This window comes from Spirosoma pomorum, assembly GCF_054776615.1.
In genome coordinates this window covers 499,462-517,769 of the sequence record NZ_BAAHBP010000002.1, presented here as the reverse complement: position 1 = coordinate 517,769, position 18,308 = coordinate 499,462, and the positions used below count along the sequence as shown (strand labels likewise).

Sequence of the window (18,308 nt, the reverse complement as noted above, 5' to 3'; positions counted from 1 at the left end):
GTAGTTAAGGTCAGGTATTATATACCCCCACAGCACCGAACCCCTCCGCGTTATACCGGCCCACGCCCGCCAGTATGGCCAGTTCCAGAATCTCCTTCGGGCCGCTGAGTTCGAACGTGAAGCCAAACCATCCCCGCACTTTCGTCTCCGCTCGGGAGTCTTCTTTGATGGCAACAAGTCTTGATTTAGGCTCCCGGTCGAGGAGCAGTCGGTACGTTACTGCTGATGTGGCAAAGTCATCTGTGGATAAACCACCCGCTGAAATGGGCCGGGGGATGCTGTTCCACTTTGCCAGCAGGTTGTCGATCAGTAACGGGCCGAACGGTACGTCGGCGGGGTGCAGGTATTGGTCCATGCCGCGTTCCGACTTCTCGGCGATTACCACGGGCGAGAGCGTCCGCAACGTAACGGTATTTGTGTCGATCTCGACTGGTACGGCTTCGACGCGCTCGATGATGAACTCCGCTCGGTGCTTCGGCGTCGCAATCACGCAGCGCTGATCCTGAAACAGCCCCATAATGAAATGCTGGGCGGCTTTGTCGACGTAGAAACTCACCACCCATTCAATGTGGGGCGTCGTCACCCATAGTCCCCCCGCTTTGGTATCAACACGCGCGTTCGGGATGATCAAATCCGAGAAGGTAAAGAGCTTGAACCGGCGCGTAGACGAGTATTCGTAGCCTTGTCCGTGCAGGAACGTAGCGTATTGCGCATCGGCTTCGGCCAATACGGCGTAGATGAATGCACTTAGTCGGTACGCGTAATTGAAAGGGACCAGCGTTTTTGACGCGGTTGGGCGTAGGGTTAGTTTGAACTGCATGGTGCTGTGGGTAGTAGAAAGCAAATAGGCCTTCGTAACTCTTTTACTGGTTCTGATCAGTTGGTTTAGGCAACGGTAGGTAAATCGTAGGCCAAAAATGACTTCTGAAACGGCAGTCTATTTGCCTAACCACACTTTTTTATGCCTATTGTTAAAAATCAGTACGCCCGCCTGAAGAAAATCAATGACTATTTGACTAGCTGGGGCGGAAAACCTAAATCGAAAGCTGATCTGCTTAAACGGTGCGGCTGCTCGGAACGTACGTTTCGCGAAGATATCCGACTCTTGCGCGAGGAATATGGGGCACCAATTGCTTATGACTATCGGCAGCAGGGCTACCACTACACGCACCCCTTCGAACTGGCGACTACCGTAACGCTTACCGATAAAGACCTGGCAACGTTGCATACAGCGCTGGCAACGCTTCAACAATTTCAGCACCTGAGTCTGTTCGATGATCTACGCGGAACCGTCGATAAGCTCGATAAAGCAGTCCGGTTTCGCAGTAGCCAGGCCGACGATTTCGGGAAGTACATTCTGTTTGAATCGGTGCCGTATACCAAGGGGAGCGAGTGGGTCGAGGTTTTCCTACAGGCTATCCACCAACGGCAGGTTGTGCAGTTCCAGCATCAGCGTTACGATACCGGAGTGACGAAAACGCACCAGATTTATCCATACGTGGTGAAAGAACACCGCAACCGCTGGTACGTAGTGGGCTGGCGGTTGGACGACAAACAGATTCGGGTATTTGGGCTGGACCGAATCATTCCCGATTCAATTCAGGAACTGACAATAGACGTAACGCCACCGGCTTTTGATGCCGAAGCGTACCTGCGAAAAGCACTTGGCGTAGCGGTATACGATGGTCCGGCCGAAGCGGTTATCCTGTCGTTCACGCGGGAGCAGGGTTTTCGGTTCCGGGCGCAACCTTTCTATCCATTCCGCGAAGCGGACATTCTGGTCGATACCGAAACCGAACTCCAGGTCAGGCTTGAGATTGTCGTCAATCGAGAACTAATCTACGAGTTGGCGCGGCTGGGGAATCAGGTGAAAGTGCTGGGACCAGATCATTTACGGGATGATCTAATTAGATTTCTGTCAGAAGCGCTGGTGCAGTATTGAACGATCCGGGTCTTATCTAGCAAGACAAAAATCTTGATAGAATATTTAAGAAGACAGCGTGTTTTGTCGTCCCGGCTGCATCGGGATGGCAAAACACGCCTGAAGAAAACAGTGAGCAGGTTCGTTGTAGGAACAACTCATCATGAGAGACTTGAAGCTGCCTGCGCTCCACCGCCACCGGGTGTTTCGATGCGGATGCGCTCGCCGGTTTGCATAGCGCGGGTGAAGATGCCAGGTAAAGCTTCTTCCCGGCCGTCGACAGTAATCAGCGTCTGGACGCCGGGTTGGCCGGATTCCGCATCATTCATACCGTAGGGGGACGTAACACGATGCTGACTCAACAGGGTAGCCTGCACGGGCGTGAGAAATTCTACGTCGCGGATGATCCCATCGCCCCCACGCCATTGCCCGTCCCCGCCGGAGCCCGTTCGGACGGCAAACTGATGCAGCCGGACCGGATAGCGCCGTTCGAGTTCTTCGGGATCGGTGAGTTTGGTATTGGTCATGTGCTGGTGCACGGCCGAGCGACCCGCTGCGCCGATGGTGGCACCCGCTCCTCCGCCAATGGTTTCGTAATAGCCAAATGCTTCCGAGTCGGTACCTGATTTGCCAAACAGGAAATTGTTCATCGTCCCCTGGCTACAGGCCGCCAGGTTCAGGGCTTTCAGCAACGTATCGACTAGCCGCTGGCTTACTTCCGTATTGCCGCCTACCACCGCCGGACAATCAGCCGGATCATCGGAGAAACTGGGATTAAGAAAGGACGTCGGTACGATTAAGTCAACCGGTACCATCAGCCCTTCATTTAGCGGAATAGTCGTGTGGGACTCATTAGGCGTATCCACGCTGGGGGCATTCACGTTTGGAGAAGCCGCCCAGAGCCGCAGAACGTATAAGACGGCGCTGTGCAGAATGGCCCGGTTGGCATTCAGGTTGTTGGGATGAACGCCCGACGTGCCGGAGAAATCAAACGTAATACGTCCGTCCTGGATGGTGATATTGACACAAATCTTGTGGCCATCATCGAGGAGTTCTTCGGCCGCGAAGGTTTGCCCGTTCAGTGACTTAAGAACAGCGGTGATCACATCCGTAGCCGACTGTTGTAGCCGGGTCATGTAGTGCCGCACCGCTGGGAGACCGTATTGCCGGGCTAGGGCCTGCAACGCCAATTCGCCGGAACGTAACGAAGCCAGCGCTGCTTCGATGTCGGCGCGATTTTCGGCCAGTAACCGGGTTGGATAGGGGGCTTCCGTAAACCGTTGGGCCAGACCAGCCTGTTCACCCTGACTGTCCCACAGAAAGGTTCCGTTTTTAACCACGTACATAGGCTCCAGCACAACGCCTTCTTCGATCAGCGACGTTGCGTCGGGCGGCATTGATCCTGGTACCTTACCGCCAATTTCGGCGTGGTGCGCCCGGTTGATGACGTAGCCAATTAACTCGTCGCTGTCGGTAAAGACGCCTTGTAACAGTGTTACGTCGGGGAGGTGTGAGCCACCGTATTTCGGGTGATTCGTGATAAGGACATCGCCGGGACCAAGCGGTAGTTTTGCGAGACATAACCGGGCACAAACACCCAGGCTGCCTAAGTGTACCGGAATATGGGGAGCGTTGGTTACCAGTTGAGCGTTGGCGTCGAGCAGCGCGCAGGAGAAGTCAAGCCGCTCCTTGACGTTGACCGAAAAGGCCGTTCGCTGTAGTTGGGCACCCATTTCGTCGGCAATAGCCCGGAAACGCTGGGTAAATAGTTCGAGCTGAACAACTTCATTGGCGACCGTTACGTCATCTAGTTCGTCCTGGTCGGCTACGTAATCAACGAGGGCGTTTTTGTTGGCCTGGATAACGAGTCGCCAGCCGGGCTCGATAAAGGCCGACGAGGTTGTATTAAGCAGCAGCGCTGGCCCCCGGAACGTATCGCCTTCCTGCAATTTTGTCCAGTCGTAGGCTGGGTAAGAACCGGCCTGAAAGGCGGGGACGGCGTGGCGGTGGCTGACGGGCTGCGTACTGATGAACTGCTCATCCTGAACTGTGCTGACCAGCACCCGCACACTTTCAAGCTCAATCGGCCGGTTTTCTGGAATATGACCGTATCGCTGCTGGTAGCGATCCCGGAAATCGGCTTCCAGCTTGTTCGTAATTGGCACATCGACCGTGGCTTCCTGTCCCTTGAAACGCAGAAACGCCACCGCCGATTTGACTTGCATGGGTACATTGTCCTGAACCTCCTGGTGGAGTTGTTGCATCGCCTGGTCGGCTAATGCCGTGACGAGGTCAGCTAAGTCAGCGTTTACCTCATCCAGCGGTTGCAGAACGGACTGGGTGGCCAGCCGCTCGATCTGCGCCTGCCCAATACCATAGGCGCTCAGCAAGCCACCATCGAAGGGAAGCACCATACGTTCCATGCCCAACAGCCGGGCGATAGCGCAGCCGTGCAGGCCACCCGCGCCACCAAAAACCAGCAGGCTATACGATTTGGGGTCAAATCCCCGCGCGACCGAAATGGTGCGGATGGCTGCGGCCATCGTTTCGTTGGCAATGCGCTCGAAACCACGCAATAGTTCAAGCGCATCGGGAATCTCACCACTATGTCGGGTGATTTGGTCAATGATGCTCTGCAACGCCTGCTGGGCCTTCTCCGGAAACACCGGAATACCAAACTGACTCGGGTGAAGTTTGCCCAGCAGCAGGTTGACATCGGTGATAGTCAGCAACAACGATTGGCCGGGCTGAGTAGCTCCGTAACAGGCGGGACCCGGATTAGCGCCAGCGCTCTGGGGGCCGACGCGTAGCTGACCGAACGTAGTGCCGCTGCCATCAAACCAACAAACGGAGCCTCCTCCCGCAGCCACCGTTTCGATCGCCAGTGATGGAAGTTGTAAATCAAACGGGCCGATCTGCGTCGAAAAGCGGTAATCCGGCTGCCCGCTGATACGGGCTACGTCGGTACTGGTGCCACCCATGTCGAGGGTTAGTACGCCCGGCTGGCCGCTAGCTTCGTGCGCGTTGGCTACGTAACTGGAGCCAATAACACCGCCCGCCGGACCGCTTAGTAAGCTGTCTTTCGGCTGGAATAGATCAGCCCGAACAAGACCTCCCGCGCTGGTCATCACCCGGACGGATTGCTGATTTAACTGCTGTTGAACATTAGCCAGGTAATCACGTAACACGGGAGTCAGATAAGCGTCTACCACGGCTGTCTGCGTACGCGCAACGTAACCGGGCGTTGTCGAAACGTCCGTTGAGCAGGTAATCAGATCGAAGCCCGCGTGTTGTAAAGCCACTCGTAATTGCTGTTCGTGAGCCGGGGCGCGGTAACTGTTCAGCAGCGAGATCGCCACGGCGTCGGGCTTTTGTTGCCGAAGCTGCTCGAGTAGCGTCGCGATAGTCGATTCCGCCAGTGGGGCAATGATCTGCCCGTCGGACGAGATCCGTTCATCCACTTCCAGCACGCTGCCGTACAGCAGTTCGGCCGGTGGAATGGTTAGTTGAAACAGATTCGGGCGCTGCTGCGTACCGATGACCAGCAGGTCTTTGAAGCCTTTCGTGACCAGTAGCACAACCCGCCCGCCCTTCCGTTCGAGTAGGGCGTTGGTACCTTTAGTCGTGCCCAAGCGCATGTCCAGGGTAGGAAACGACTGATTCAGTGGTGTCTGAGTCAGGAGCCGGGCGGCCAAAACGGGGGCTTCTTCACCCGTAAAAATATCGACAGTATACGAATGGCTACCAGCTGCCGTGGGTAACGGAGGCTCGCAGGTGATAGTCCCATCAACCTGAAGTGACTGGATGACGTACGTCTGGCCGGTTTCGATGATACGTAACTGGTAGCCGTCGAAGAGGGGAGCCGTAAGCCAGGAAGCGTTTACTTTTCCGTCGGTCAGCTGGCCCCGTAGCCGACTGCTGCTCAAAACTTTAGTGCGGTGTAGGCTCCCCGACGGGTCGCGGGCGATACCGTCCGTAAACGTGCCGCCGGTATCAATCCAGATTTGCCACATGCTTAGTGAATCAACGTAATGCCTGCCTGTCGATAAGCCGCCACCAACTCGGCGGGGGCTTGTTGATCCGTGATCAGAACGTCGAACAGACTCAGGGGCGCAAAATAGAGGTATTTATCCGTTTCCAGTTTCGAGGAGTCGCAAAGCAGGTAGGTTTTCTGCGCCTGCCGCTGAATGGCGGTTGTGATGCTGGCTTCTTTCTCACTCCCCGCGCTCAGGCCGTTTTTGAGCGAAATCCCATCGACACCAACAAAAGCCCGATTCGCATGGTAGCGAGCAATATGCTCCTCGGCTACTGCGCCGTGAATCGCCTGGCGATCTTTGTCGACTTCACCACCGATCAGGTTGACGCTGACCTCCGAATCGAGTAACTCCGCCACAACGGGCAAGGAGTTGGTTATGACGGTAATGCGTTTGTTTTTGATGAAGGGACATAACCGAAAGACCGTACTGCCGCAGTCCATGAAAATCACCTCGCCTTCCTGAATCTCCTGCGCGGCCAGCTGGCAGATGTAATCTTTACGTTCCGCGTTGACCGCCGATTTGTTGGCAAAACGGTGGGTCTCAGTGGCCAGGCTCACTTTCATGGCCCCGCCCCGCGTCCGGTAAACCAGTCCCGAAGCCGCTAACTGGACCAGATCACGCCGGACCGTCATCTCTGAAGTCTGAAGCAGATCGGCCAGTTCACGAATATCAACAGAGCCTCGCTCGTCGACCGTTTGTACAATTAGTCGCTTTCGGGATTGGAAATTCATGCTAATTGATTTGTTTTGATCAAATTGGATCAAAAAATAACAAATTGTAACAAGATGACAAATGAACGAGTGCAAATAACCGAAGAGAAGCTGCTTTCCGACAACTGGTACGTACTAAAACGCTTCACGTTTAACTATCGGGATAAACATGGAACCTGGTCTACGCAGCAGCGGGAAGCCTACGACCGCGGTAATGGCGCTACTATTCTACTCCATAATCCGGAAGCTGACCGTGTCATTCTGACCCGGCAGTTCCGACTCCCCACGTTTGTGAACGGGAACGAATCGGGAATGCTCATCGAAACCTGCGCGGGACTCCTGGACGATGAGCATCCGGACGATGCCATCCGACGCGAAACCGAAGAGGAAACCGGTTATCGGATTCAGGCCATTGAGAAAGTGATGGAAGCGTACATGAGCCCCGGCTCGGTGACGGAAAAGCTGTTTTTCTACCTGGCCGAATATTCCGCTGATACCGAACGGCTGAACGGCGGTGGTATTGATGAGGAGGAGATTGATATCCTAGAGATCCCGACAGCCAAGGCACTGCAAATGATCGAGACCGGTGAAATCATGGACGGCAAAACTATCATGTTGTTACAGCACCTCCGCTTGCGCCAACTAGCTCAGAATTGAACGGAGGTTTTTTACACAGAGGCACAGAGAATATAGAGACTGCCGGGAAGAACGGGAAAAGACGTAAGAGCTCCAATGAGAAGCATCTTATCTTACGTCTACAAGCTACCTCTGGAAAACTCCGTGACCTCTGTGCCTCTGTGTTAAGTAAAACTGCTGTAGTGATTCTTCTATTTCCCAGCCGATAGCATATTGGCAAACAGCCGATAGGCACCGGGTACACCCGCGGGAAGTTCGCGGAAGAACACCAGACCGGTGTACATGTAATGACCTTTGCCATACTTGGCGTAAATTAAACTCCCTTCTTTAGCCGCTTCGTTCTGGTCGTGGGCTGAGAAAATGGGCTCGTATTGTTTATCCCAGTCCTGCGCAAAATAGATACCTCGCTCCTGAATCCAGCCATTGAAATCGTTCTGGGTGATTTTGTTCGGCGTATTTAGGAGTGGATGCTGTGGGTTGATGAACGTCATTGCGGCATCTTCTTCCGTTACGCGCTCCCGCCCGACGGCAAAAGGGTAGGGGCCCAGCGGAGGTAGGGGCGTTTCGTTACGCAGGAACGAGTTGACCGGCGTTACGTATTGCACGATCAGATTACCACCATTTTTGACGTACTCCATCAGTTTAGGCTGGTAACGCGCCAGCGAAGGGTTGACATTATACGCCCGTACGCCCATAACAATGGCATCGTACCCAGTCAGGTTACCATTTAGTTCAGCAGGGCCGAGGACGGTAACGCGGCAACCCATCTGCTCGAGAGCAGCCGGAATTTCATCGCCCGCACCGGTAACATAACCAATGTTTTTGGCGGCCACTTTTACGTCCAGCTTCACCAGCTTGGCTTCGGCAGGAGGGAAGAGAGTTTGCGTTGGAATATGCTTGTAGGCCACGAACCGCAGTCCTGTTGTGAACGTACCCGTGCCTGTCGTCATTACGGCTTGTAATCTACCATTGGTAGCCTGTGCTGTGGGGGTGACAGTAAACGATAAGCGCTGCTCGTCGCCTTTGTTCGTCAAATTGAAGGGCTGGGTGGCGGGGGTAATGCGCCAGCCAGCAGGAGCGTTCAGCTTCAGCGTACCCGAAACGCCTTTCCGGCCCGCCTGTAAAACGACCGTGGCCGTTTTGGGGGCGTTATCGGCAAACGTAAAGACGCGCTCCGTCAGGTTGGCTGTTACATCCGGTTGAATGATGAATGGCCGGTAAATCTCGCCATCAACCGCGTCGGTCGATTTATAAATGACTGGCCGGGTATAGGTGAACGACTGCCCGTCGATCTCGAACGTATAGCTGGCGCTTACGGCGGGTGGATTTTCTGGCAGGCCAATCAACTGTTGATTGTCGACCTGGAATAATCCTTTTTCCAGCGGTTTCTCAAGCCAGTATGGTTGCGAAATCTTTTGGTTCTTGGGGATTGTCAGAGTCGTTGGCCAGAGAACGACATCGTTGGGCTTAAGCGTCAGATTTAGCGTCGTGTCTTTGCCGGTAGAATAACGTACCTGCGTTAGTTTGACCGGAACGTCCGTCCGGCTAACAACATTCGTGGTGACGTTGATGGTCGAGCCGGGCGTGGTGGCATAATCGGCGGGATTCGATTCGAACCAGAGCCCCAGACACTGCTGCACCAGGGTTTGTACCTCCTGCCGTTTTGCCTGAACGTAAATATTCGTGGTGTCAAGTTTCCCCAGCGCCTGAGACAATTTGACCAGCATTGGTACGGAAGCCGAGGGCTGGGCGGGTTTGAAGGAGGAAATTACCTGATTCACCAGTGCCTGAACGGCCTCACTGCCCGGCACGCGTTTCCAGGTCATGTCGATGCCTTCGAACGGATTTTTGCTGACCGAGTCACCATTTTTTAGTAGCAAGTAATCAATTTTGGCTGCCCGGTTGGCGGGGGCACCAAAGCCCTGACTCTTGTGCTGACTACGGCTTTCGGCGGCTATTTCGCCGTAGGAGCGTCCCAGTTCAGGATTAAACACACCGGTTTCAATTCCGATCAGATCACCTTTTTCGTCAGGTTTCTTGTTGCTCAGAAAAGCGCCGGGAATAAACACATTCCAGAAAATACGTTTCGCCTGCCACGGTTTTACGTAAGCCAGCTGCTCCGGAAACTTAGTAGGATCATTCGAGATTTTGAAGGCTTCCTCGCCCAGATAAGCTGATGCACTGTGGTGACCATGTCCGGCGCGGGCATCGGGCGGAAAACGAGTGATGATTACATCCGGCCGAAACTTGCGGATAATCCAGACCACGTCGGCCAGCACTTTATCCTGGCCCCAGGTCCGTACTGCTTCGTCCGTTGATTTGGAGAAACCAAAATCATAAGCCCGGCTGAAGAACTGATCCGGCCCGTCAATGCGACGAGCCGCCAGCAACTCCTGGGTCCGGATGACGCCAATGTATTCCCCCTGTTCGGGACCAATCAGGTTCTGCCCCCCATCGCCCCGGGTTAGGGCCATGTACGCCGTTCGTACCAGCTGGTCTTTGGCCATGTACGCCAGAAACAGGGTATTCTCGTCATCGGGGTGAGCCGCCAGGTACAATACTGACCCCACTACGTTCAGTTTCTTTAAGTTGAGTAAGATATCGCCGGTAGAAGCGGTCTTGATGGGGCCATAGGGGACCTGCGCCCAGCCTGAAACGGAAAAACAATAGACAAACAAAAACAGTAGAAGTCGATTCGAACAACGCACGGATGAAAGCATTAAATAAGATCACCTTTAGCAAAGATAAACGCGGAATTGAAACGCGACTTATTTCCTGTAGGGAAGGACACAAAAGAAGCGAGCTTCTCTACAGGACGTAGAGAAGCTCGCTTCTTTTAGATCAGGTCAGATAAAAGGATCTGACCGGTTATTTATGCTTTAAACGTGTCTCGCGAGTTGTCAATTCCTTGCTTCGCGTCGTCAGCCAGTTCATCCACTTTCGCGTTGTATTCGCTTTTTACATCGTCCTTCTTGTCAAGGGCGCTGTTGTAAGCCGAGTTCGCCTGATCCTTCAGCTGACCGTATTGGTCTTTAGCTTTTTCGGCATACTGAGAAGCCTGTTCTTTAGCTTTGTCAGCATATTGATTTACCTGCGTTTTTGCCTGCTCGAATCCTTCTTTCGCCTGGGCTACTCCTTTTTCCCATTGCTCTTTCAAGTCTTCGCTACGCTTGTTTGTTTCTTCTTTCAGTTTCTCGCGTGTCTCTTTACCACTACGAGGGGCCGTTAGAAGGCCGATAACAACGCCGGTAATAATACCTGTCAGAAAATCTCTTGTGCTTCTCATCAGTAGGAGTGTTTTGGGGAAATCGATGGATGATTAATTAACTTTCTTTTTTGCCTGACTGATCAGATCTTCAGTCTTCGAGCTGGCAGCATCAACGTAGTCGTTGTACTGACTTTTGATATTATCAAGTCCTGACTGAAGTTGATCCTGCAGGTCTTTGAAGAACGAATCTGTTTCCGACGTGATGCGTTTCCGGGTTTTCTTACCGCTCGAAGGAGCCAGCAATACACCAACAACAGCACCAACAGCAAGACCTACTAGAATTCCGGGTAGTGATTTCATGATTTCTTAAATTTAGTGAGTGATTAACTAGTTAGTGAGCAATAGAAATTTGTTTTCGATTCTGAAAATTCCGTACCACAATCAAGTAGTCCGAGTTAAATGATTGTTTATCAAGGGGTAAATGAATTGCGATCATTTGGATCCAGATTTATTGTTTGAGGAGTTTCTTCCCCAACAATGGCCAGCTTTTCCCCGAGAAACGGCATTTAGACAGTTGTACGACTGTTTTTTATTAACTAACTACGACTGTGATTGGTTAAGAAAAAAGTTGCCAAATTCGGCCGCACTACACATCTAATCAATGACGGTTACCACTATTTTGTTAATTTATTCCATCATTGTTATTACCGCTTCCTTTATAAACCTCCTTCGTATCGACTATTGGTGGATCAGAATATGGGATTTCCCGCATCTGCAATTGACCCTGCTGACTACAATAGGTTTGTTAGGTTGGTGGGCAACAGGAATGCCCGTCGAATGGCCCTTGTGGCTGGCACCTGCAGGTTTACTGGCGGCTTTCGGTTACCAGGCGTGGCTGATATATCCCTATACCCCTCTGCACCAGAAAGCCGTTAAGACTGCTCCTAAACTGGCGGGACAGACCGAAGTCAAAAAAAACACTCTCCGGTTGATGGTTACCAATGTATATATGGAGAATACCCATACCCCGGACGTATTAAAGCTTGTCGAAAAATATCAACCCGACCTGGTCTTAATGCTGGAAACCAACAAAACCTGGCAAAAAGCCATGCAGCCGTTGGAGGAAAGCTACCCGTATCGGGTGCTGGAACCGCTGGAAAACACCTATGGAATGTTGTTCTATTCCCGGCTTCCGCTCCAGGATCAGGAAATTCGGTATTTAGTACAGGATGATATTCCTTCCATTCGCGCCTGCATTCAATTGCGATCAGGGCAACGGTTTCGCTTCTACGGGCTTCACCCTATGCCGCCCACGCCGACGGAGCACTACCGATCTACAGAACGTGATGCCGAGTTACTGATGGTTGGAAAAGAAGCACGTAAAACTGACGAACCTACGATTGTAGCGGGAGATTTAAATGATGTGGCTTGGTCCCACTCCACGCGCCTGTTCCAGCGGGTTAGTGGCTTACTTGACCCACGTATCGGCCGAGGACTATTCAGTACGTTTCACGCCAAATACTTCTTTTTACGCTGGCCCCTTGACCACGTATTCGTATCGGAACATTTTCAGTTGCAGGCGATGCGCCGATTGCCAAACTGTGGGTCTGACCATTTCCCGATTCTTGTTACGTTTGAGTACGTAGAAGACAGCGCGTTTGTCGAAACACCGGAACCGGAAGGCGACGACCTGGAGGAAACGCAGGCAACAATTAAGAAGGTGATGTGACGCAATCGTTGCGTCACATCACCTTCTTAATTGATAGGAAACAAAAAATCCCTGTGCTCAAACTGGCTCAGGGATTCCGTACCCACCGTAACTTGTACTTAACCTAAAATTAGATTGCCAAAGCTAGTAAGATGCTGTCTGGCAAGGGGTCAGAAACCGCCGAAATATCTTCACTGGTACTACCTACCTCAAATACCTCGTCCCTGGATCAACCGGAGGACCACCGCGATAATCGCGATAACTAGCAACACGTGGATTAGATTACCTAATCCAAAGCTATTGAATCCAAGAAAGCCTAGTAGCCATATGATAATCAAAATGACCGCTATTGTGTAAAGTAGGTTTCCCATAACGTTTCTTCAATTTGAGTAAATCAGAGCTGAACTATCTCGCAATTGTCTTTCCTATAGAAAAAGATGTGCCAGACTGCTGGAGTACACTTATCTGATAGACTTTATTCGGGCTATACACTTGTAAATGAGCGCTAAAAATTGGTAGTAGCAAAGATTACATACCCGAAACAGGGTAGGTAAGAAAGAACGGAGTTGTGGATATTGTTCCACAACTGTAGAAATATTGTGGAGAAATGACGCAGCTCACGCTACCAATAAACGCCCTTCAGAAATTACGTCGTTAGAACGTTGACATGGAATTGAATTGACAAATTGCTTATTACCCGATGTTTAACTAGCAAAAGCATTATCAGGGGTGTAGACGCTGTAGTTTCGGCATCATATTTTATATAGGTATTACTAATTGGGAGAAACACGAAATTAGAATTACTGTGGTGAGTACTACGACGAGAGTTAATGCGGACCAACAGTTCAGACCGACCGCAATGAATACAATCACCTCAACGGGCACAAAACGTATTTTAGTTATAGACGACGAAACAGATATATGCTTGTTGTTATCGGGATTACTGCGCCGGCTGGGTTACCAGCCAACGTGTGCGCATTTTATCGAAGAAGGGCGTAAGTGTCTGACTACGCAGCAATTTGATGCTGTATTTCTGGATCTAAATCTGCCTGACGGATTAGGTTTCGACCTGCTTCCTATGATTCGGGAAGCCCAGTCGAAAATCAAAATAATTATGATCAGCGCGTTCGATGGACAAGCCGAACGTAAACGGGCAACGGATCAGGGTGCTGACTATTTTATCGGAAAACCGTTCACCCGGCGCTCCGTCGAAACAGCTTTGGAAAGCATCCAGGTTTGAGTAACTTTGTTAACACGGCTTAATCAATCTTTGCCACCATTTTAATGCTTGTTGGGCCTGGGTTGTCTTTATAAGCTGTACGTACTCATACATGGAAAAAATACTCATTGTCGATGATAACAACGATATCTGCACGCTGCTGGAACGCTTCCTCAGCAAGCAGAACTACAAGACCGCGTCCGTACAACGGGGCGAAGACGGTCTGGCGTTGTTGCGCAAGGAGTCGTTTGAATTAGTAATCTGTGATTTTAAACTTCCTGACATTGACGGACTGGAAATGCTTCGCCGGATAAAGGTGATGAATCCCAGTACGGCGGTTATTATTATTACTGGCTACTCAGACGTCCGGATCGCCGTTCAAACGGTTAAACACGGTGCTTACGATTACGTTACCAAACCGCTTTATCCCGACGAAATCCTTTACACCATTAAGGCTGCACTCGAACGACGCGCGTCTTCGCTGAAGAAGAACGAAGCAGTCGAAGACGACGATGCTCCTATCAAAACAGCGGCTGTCAAGCCAAGTTCTTCCAAGACGAGCCTGGCTCCGAATGGCAAACGATTTATCTTCGGCAAGAGCCGGGCCGCTGAACAGCTTCAAAAACATATTGAACTGATTGCCCCGACCGATATGTCGGTCATCATCACAGGTGAAACCGGTACAGGAAAGGAATTTGTCGCCAACGCGATTCACCTGAAGAGTAAACGTGCCGATAAGTCATTTGTGGCTATCGACTGCGGTGCACTCAGCAAAGAGCTTGCTGGTAGTGAATTGTTTGGCCACGTAAAAGGAGCCTTTACGGGGGCTATGGCCGACAAAGCGGGTAGCTTCGAATTTGCGAACGGTGGTACGTTGTTTCTCGATGAAATCGGGAATCTATCGTACGACAACCAGATCAAACTGTTACGGGTACTTCAGGAACGTAAAATTCGTCGGATTGGTAGCAACCAGGATATTGCTGTCGACGTACGAATTATTGTCGCTACTAATGAAGACCTGCGCGAAGCAGTGCGTCAGGGCCGATTCCGAGAGGATATTTATCACCGCATCAACGAGTTCGAGATTCACTTGTCGCCCCTTCGTGAGCGTCGGGCTGACATCATGCTTTTCGCCGAACATTTTCTGGAGATTGCCAACAACCAGCTTGAAAAGTCAGTTCTGGGCTTCAGCGATGAAGCGAAGGAAAAAATGAAAGACTATTACTGGCATGGTAACCTGCGCGAGTTGCAAAACGTTGTCAAGCGGTCAGTGCTGCTGACGCAGGGGGATTACGTGGAGGTTGATGTATTGCCTCATGAAATCATCACGCCACAGTACTTGTCTAATGAGGAAACATCGGTTGGCAACGCGCAGATAAGCTTTGACACTATCCGGCCGGGAGTACCGGTTATTTCGCAGTCGGCTGCCAATTTGAAGTCGGTATCCGAGAATGCCGAACGGGCCGCTATCCTGAAAGTACTTGAGAAGACAGGCTACAACAAAACTAAGGCTGCTGAAGTACTCAATATTGACCGAAAAACGCTTTATAACAAGTTGAAAGCATACGACATTCATCTATAGATGTTTGCCACTACTAAAAAGCAAAGAAGCCGGATCTGTTACAGATCCGGCTTCTTTGCTTTTTACCATTATCAGTTGAAGCTATACCCGATTGAGAGCATACCCACGCTGTTTTTCGCATTGTTAAGCAGCAGTCTTGCGGTACCGCTGTTTGCAATATTCTGCAGACCCTGGCTGTAGCGAGCACCGATCAGGAACTGCCCCAGGTAAAGGTTCAAACCACCAGCCAGACCGTAATCAACTTTATTGAAATTATCGCGGTTAATCGAGGATGATCCGGTACCGAAATCGCCGTTTGAGTTCAGATTCGAGTTCAAAAGGTAAGATGCGTAAGGCCCTGCCTGTAATTCAACCGCCTGACCTAGTTTAAACGTAGCTAAAACCGGAAGTTCGGCATAGTTGAGTTGGAACGTATTCCGACCCCGAGCACCCACCAGATTATAATCAGCAGATGCACCTTTAGTTGTGTACAGGAGCTCGGGCTGAATGGCGAAGAACTCGCCCAAAGGAGCCTGTGCGAAAACACCTACGTGAAAACCGATACGTTCGTTTTTATTGCTCGCATTTGGGCTATCGTAGAACATAGAACTTGCGTTCAGACCGCCTTTGATCCCTACGCGAGTACGGCCTTGTGCAAGCGTATCGGACGGATTCAGGATAAAAGCACCGGCAGTGAGAAGCGCAGCGGTGAGCAGAGTGCCAATTGACTTTTTCATAGCGTTACCAAGATGTAGTATGTCGTAAAAAAATAATAATTGTGTTAGCGGCATGTGTTAATTTCATGCCAAACATAGCTCAATCGCTTGGAATGGGGCTATAAGCTTGTATTATACCAATTTATGGATTTTAATAGGCAGATGGTAGACAGATAGGATTTCGGAAAGGTGCGTAATTAATTCCCCATTGTGTAGAAGAAAGTGGGTCATTCGCTGAGATAAAGTAGAATGCGGAAAACAAAGATCCAGTAGCAGTACCAAGTGTTGAGGTTTTGCATAGAATAGGAGCGATCTCAGAACAATAATTGCTTGCTTTTGCGACTAATACGTACTTTGACAGATAGAGTCCATTCAATCGGATTTAACCTGTATACCTCAATACTTACGTAATAGTATGTGGTTGAAAAACTCCTTGCAGGCAATAATTCCTTTTCTTTGTCCCAGGTATAAACCGTAGACCAAAGCCAATGACAATTTTGATTGCTGATGATGACATGGACGACCGGCTGTTTATGGAACAGGCGCTCAGACAGTGTGGCTATACGCAGCATATTCAGTTTGTTGAGGACGGTGAGTACTTAATGGATTATTTGCGCAGAAGAGAGGAATTCGATGAAAGCAATGCCCCCTGGCCTGATCTGGTTATCCTGGACTTGAATATGCCCCGTAAAAATGGATTTCAGGTTCTACGGGAAATCAAGGACGATCTCGCCCTGCGTCGTCTTCCAGTTATAGTGATGACCACCTCATCAGCTGATGACGATGTAATAAAGACATACAATCTGGGTGTCAATTCATTCGTTACGAAACCGTTTAATTTTAATCGCTTGGTCGAGATCGTCGGCTCACTGAAAACTTACTGGATAGATACCGTTAAGTTACCTTAATTCGTTGATAGTCAATAAGGATTGCAATGATCACACGTTCACGACTGCGATCAGATTTCGATCCTGTTTGTTAACACTCACTAGTTATGATTCCTGTGGCAGCACCGCTTGACGTTACCGATAAAAAATCAAGTATTCGAGTATTACTGGTCGAAGACGACGAAGATGATTATATGCTTACCCGAGCGCTGGTCTCAGCTCGGGAGAATGCCAATATCAAGTTAAACTGGATTGATAGCTACGAGGGAGCCTTAAAAGAGCTTGAAGCTAACGAACATGATGTCTATCTGGTCGATTATCGGCTGGGACATCATACGGGTATTGATCTGATCCAGGCAGCTCAGCAACTTGGCTGCCGGGCCCCTATGATCCTACTAACTGGACAGGATGACCTGACCGTCGACCAGTCGGCACTGGAACTTGGTGCGGCTGATTACCTGGTGAAGGGACGTATCGATGCGCAGCTGCTGGGACGTAGCATTCGGTATGCGTTACGTCAGGCCAGCGTTCTGGCGGAAATGGCAAGCCAGGAAAATAAGTACCGCGCTCTGTTCGAACGGTCGATGGATGCCATTTTTGTAGCCTCCAAAGAACTACACTTTCAGGATGCTAACCCGGCGGTTGAGAAACTATTGGGCTACAGCCGAGAAGAACTGGAGGCACTGAATCCGGCGCGGTTGTTTACCAATCTGAATCACTTGCGGGCGTTGCGGTTCAACGTGAGTGAACACGGGCAAATCAAGGATTTTGAAACGACCCTTATTCATAAAAACGGTCGGAAACGTATTTGTTTGTTATCCATATGGGCTGTGGAAGATGTCATCGGCCAGCCTGAATGGTACCAGGGCATTGTACGGGATATTACCGAGCAGAAACGAGCGCAGCAGGACCTGATTCTGGCTGAGAAGCTGACTATGACGGGTAAGATTGCCCGTAGTATTGCCCACGAGGTGCGGAATCCGTTAACGAACCTAAGCCTGGCGCTCGAACAGTTAAAGGACGAGCTTAATACCGATGATGAGTACATTACCATGTACACGAACATCATTGGTCGTAACGTCGACCGAATCGGACAGTTGATCACTGAAATGCTCAACTCGTCAAAGCCGCGTGAACTGGATCGGAAAAAACAGGACTTCAACGCCGTCGTGAAATCGACGTTGCAGCTGGTAAACGATCGAATCAAGCTGAAGCGGATGCGTATCGAAACCAACTTCACGCAGGAAGACTGTCAGGGAATGATTGACAGCGACCAAGTGAAAACGGCTTTGTTGAACATTCTGGTTAACGCGGTTGAAGCGATGAAAGAAGGCCAAGGCGTTTTAAAAGTACGGACGTACCGTACCGACGACAGTCGGGTCTGCGTAGAAGTAAGCGACAATGGTGGAGGGATCAGCGAATCGGATCGGCAGCGCTTGTTTGACCCCTTCTTCACTGGCAAATCTGGTGGAATGGGCTTAGGATTGACCGCTACCCAGAACATCATCAATAGCCACAAAGGATCGATCGACGTAGAAAGTGAACTCGGGGAAGGAACCACATTCAAGCTGTTCTTCCCGCAATAGCTAAACACAAAGTAACGTATAGAAAGTCAGCTTAGTATAGGCTGGCTTTTTTGTGGACCGCACTGTAGAAATTTATCTACAGTGCGGTCTTATTTTCTACGAATACTCTATCGGGATGA

The 18,308-nt window shown here is 50.6% G+C and carries 15 protein-coding genes; 7 read left to right on the top strand and 8 right to left on the bottom strand.

All coding sequences use genetic code 11. The annotated features are described in order from the left end of the window. Positions 1-10: 10 nt before the first annotated feature. The gene (gene cas6, locus ACYVAD_RS07990; RefSeq protein WP_461138956.1) at positions 11-820 is read right to left on the bottom strand and encodes a CRISPR-associated endoribonuclease Cas6; all 810 of its coding nucleotides are present in this window, start codon (positions 818-820) and stop codon (positions 11-13) included. A gap of 141 nt (positions 821-961) precedes the next feature. Between cas6 and ACYVAD_RS07985 the strand changes: the two genes are divergently transcribed. After that, the gene (locus tag ACYVAD_RS07985) at positions 962-1,942 is read left to right on the top strand and encodes a helix-turn-helix transcriptional regulator (RefSeq protein WP_461138955.1); all 981 of its coding nucleotides are present in this window, start codon (positions 962-964) and stop codon (positions 1,940-1,942) included. Positions 1,943-2,082: 140 nt separating this feature from the next. Here ACYVAD_RS07985 and ACYVAD_RS07980 read toward each other — a convergent pair whose 3' ends face one another. Then, positions 2,083-5,934: a hydantoinase B/oxoprolinase family protein gene (locus ACYVAD_RS07980; protein ID WP_461138954.1), complete on the bottom strand. Its 3,852-nt coding sequence runs from the start codon at positions 5,932-5,934 to the stop codon at positions 2,083-2,085. Between the two features lie 2 nt (positions 5,935-5,936). Next, a complete protein-coding gene (locus tag ACYVAD_RS07975; protein ID WP_461138984.1) occupies positions 5,937-6,719 on the bottom strand; it encodes a DeoR/GlpR family DNA-binding transcription regulator in 783 nt (260 codons plus the stop codon). A 24-nt stretch (positions 6,720-6,743) separates the two neighbouring features. Here ACYVAD_RS07975 and ACYVAD_RS07970 point away from each other — a divergent pair, with 24 nt between their 5' ends. Further along, a complete protein-coding gene (locus ACYVAD_RS07970) occupies positions 6,744-7,325 on the top strand; it encodes an NUDIX domain-containing protein (RefSeq protein ID WP_461138953.1) in 582 nt (193 codons plus the stop codon). A 170-nt stretch (positions 7,326-7,495) separates the two neighbouring features. Here the strand turns inward: ACYVAD_RS07970 and ACYVAD_RS07965 are convergent, their stop codons facing one another. From ACYVAD_RS07965 to ACYVAD_RS07955, 3 genes are all read right to left on the bottom strand, one after another. Next, complete coding sequence (locus ACYVAD_RS07965) at positions 7,496-10,024, bottom strand: PIG-L family deacetylase (RefSeq protein ID WP_461138952.1); 2,529 nt, start codon at positions 10,022-10,024, stop codon at positions 7,496-7,498. A 152-nt stretch (positions 10,025-10,176) separates the two neighbouring features. Further along, positions 10,177-10,590 (bottom strand): YtxH domain-containing protein, encoded by a 414-nt coding sequence (locus tag ACYVAD_RS07960; protein WP_461138951.1) that lies wholly within the window; start codon positions 10,588-10,590, stop codon positions 10,177-10,179. Positions 10,591-10,623: 33 nt separating this feature from the next. After that, complete coding sequence (locus ACYVAD_RS07955) at positions 10,624-10,872, bottom strand: YtxH domain-containing protein (protein WP_461138950.1); 249 nt, start codon at positions 10,870-10,872, stop codon at positions 10,624-10,626. 301 nt (positions 10,873-11,173) lie between these two features. Here ACYVAD_RS07955 and ACYVAD_RS07950 point away from each other — a divergent pair, with 301 nt between their 5' ends. Continuing rightward, positions 11,174-12,241, top strand: coding sequence for an endonuclease/exonuclease/phosphatase family protein (locus tag ACYVAD_RS07950; RefSeq protein WP_461138949.1), 1,068 nt, complete (start codon positions 11,174-11,176; stop codon positions 12,239-12,241). Between the two features lie 188 nt (positions 12,242-12,429). On the opposite strand, the gene ACYVAD_RS07945 is transcribed toward ACYVAD_RS07950, so the two are convergent. Beyond that, on the bottom strand, positions 12,430-12,591 hold the full coding sequence (locus ACYVAD_RS07945) for a lmo0937 family membrane protein (RefSeq protein WP_461138948.1): 162 nt from the start codon (positions 12,589-12,591) through the stop codon (positions 12,430-12,432). A gap of 488 nt (positions 12,592-13,079) precedes the next feature. Between ACYVAD_RS07945 and ACYVAD_RS07940 the strand changes: the two genes are divergently transcribed. After that, positions 13,080-13,460: a response regulator transcription factor gene (locus ACYVAD_RS07940; RefSeq protein WP_461138947.1), complete on the top strand. Its 381-nt coding sequence runs from the start codon at positions 13,080-13,082 to the stop codon at positions 13,458-13,460. A gap of 91 nt (positions 13,461-13,551) precedes the next feature. Continuing rightward, a complete protein-coding gene (locus tag ACYVAD_RS07935) occupies positions 13,552-15,021 on the top strand; it encodes a sigma-54-dependent transcriptional regulator (RefSeq protein WP_461138946.1) in 1,470 nt (489 codons plus the stop codon). Between the two features lie 71 nt (positions 15,022-15,092). On the opposite strand, the gene ACYVAD_RS07930 is transcribed toward ACYVAD_RS07935, so the two are convergent. Beyond that, positions 15,093-15,737, bottom strand: a complete 645-nt coding sequence (locus ACYVAD_RS07930; RefSeq protein ID WP_461138945.1) for a porin family protein — start codon at positions 15,735-15,737, stop codon at positions 15,093-15,095. A gap of 467 nt (positions 15,738-16,204) precedes the next feature. Between ACYVAD_RS07930 and ACYVAD_RS07925 the strand changes: the two genes are divergently transcribed. Together ACYVAD_RS07925 and ACYVAD_RS07920 are read left to right on the top strand one after the other, a co-directional pair. Beyond that, positions 16,205-16,624 carry a response regulator gene (locus ACYVAD_RS07925; protein ID WP_461138944.1) on the top strand — a complete coding sequence of 140 codons (420 nt, stop codon included), beginning with the start codon at positions 16,205-16,207 and terminating at the stop codon, positions 16,622-16,624. 86 nt (positions 16,625-16,710) lie between these two features. Beyond that, complete coding sequence (locus ACYVAD_RS07920) at positions 16,711-18,189, top strand: two-component system sensor histidine kinase NtrB (protein ID WP_461138943.1); 1,479 nt, start codon at positions 16,711-16,713, stop codon at positions 18,187-18,189. Positions 18,190-18,308 lie beyond the last annotated feature (119 nt).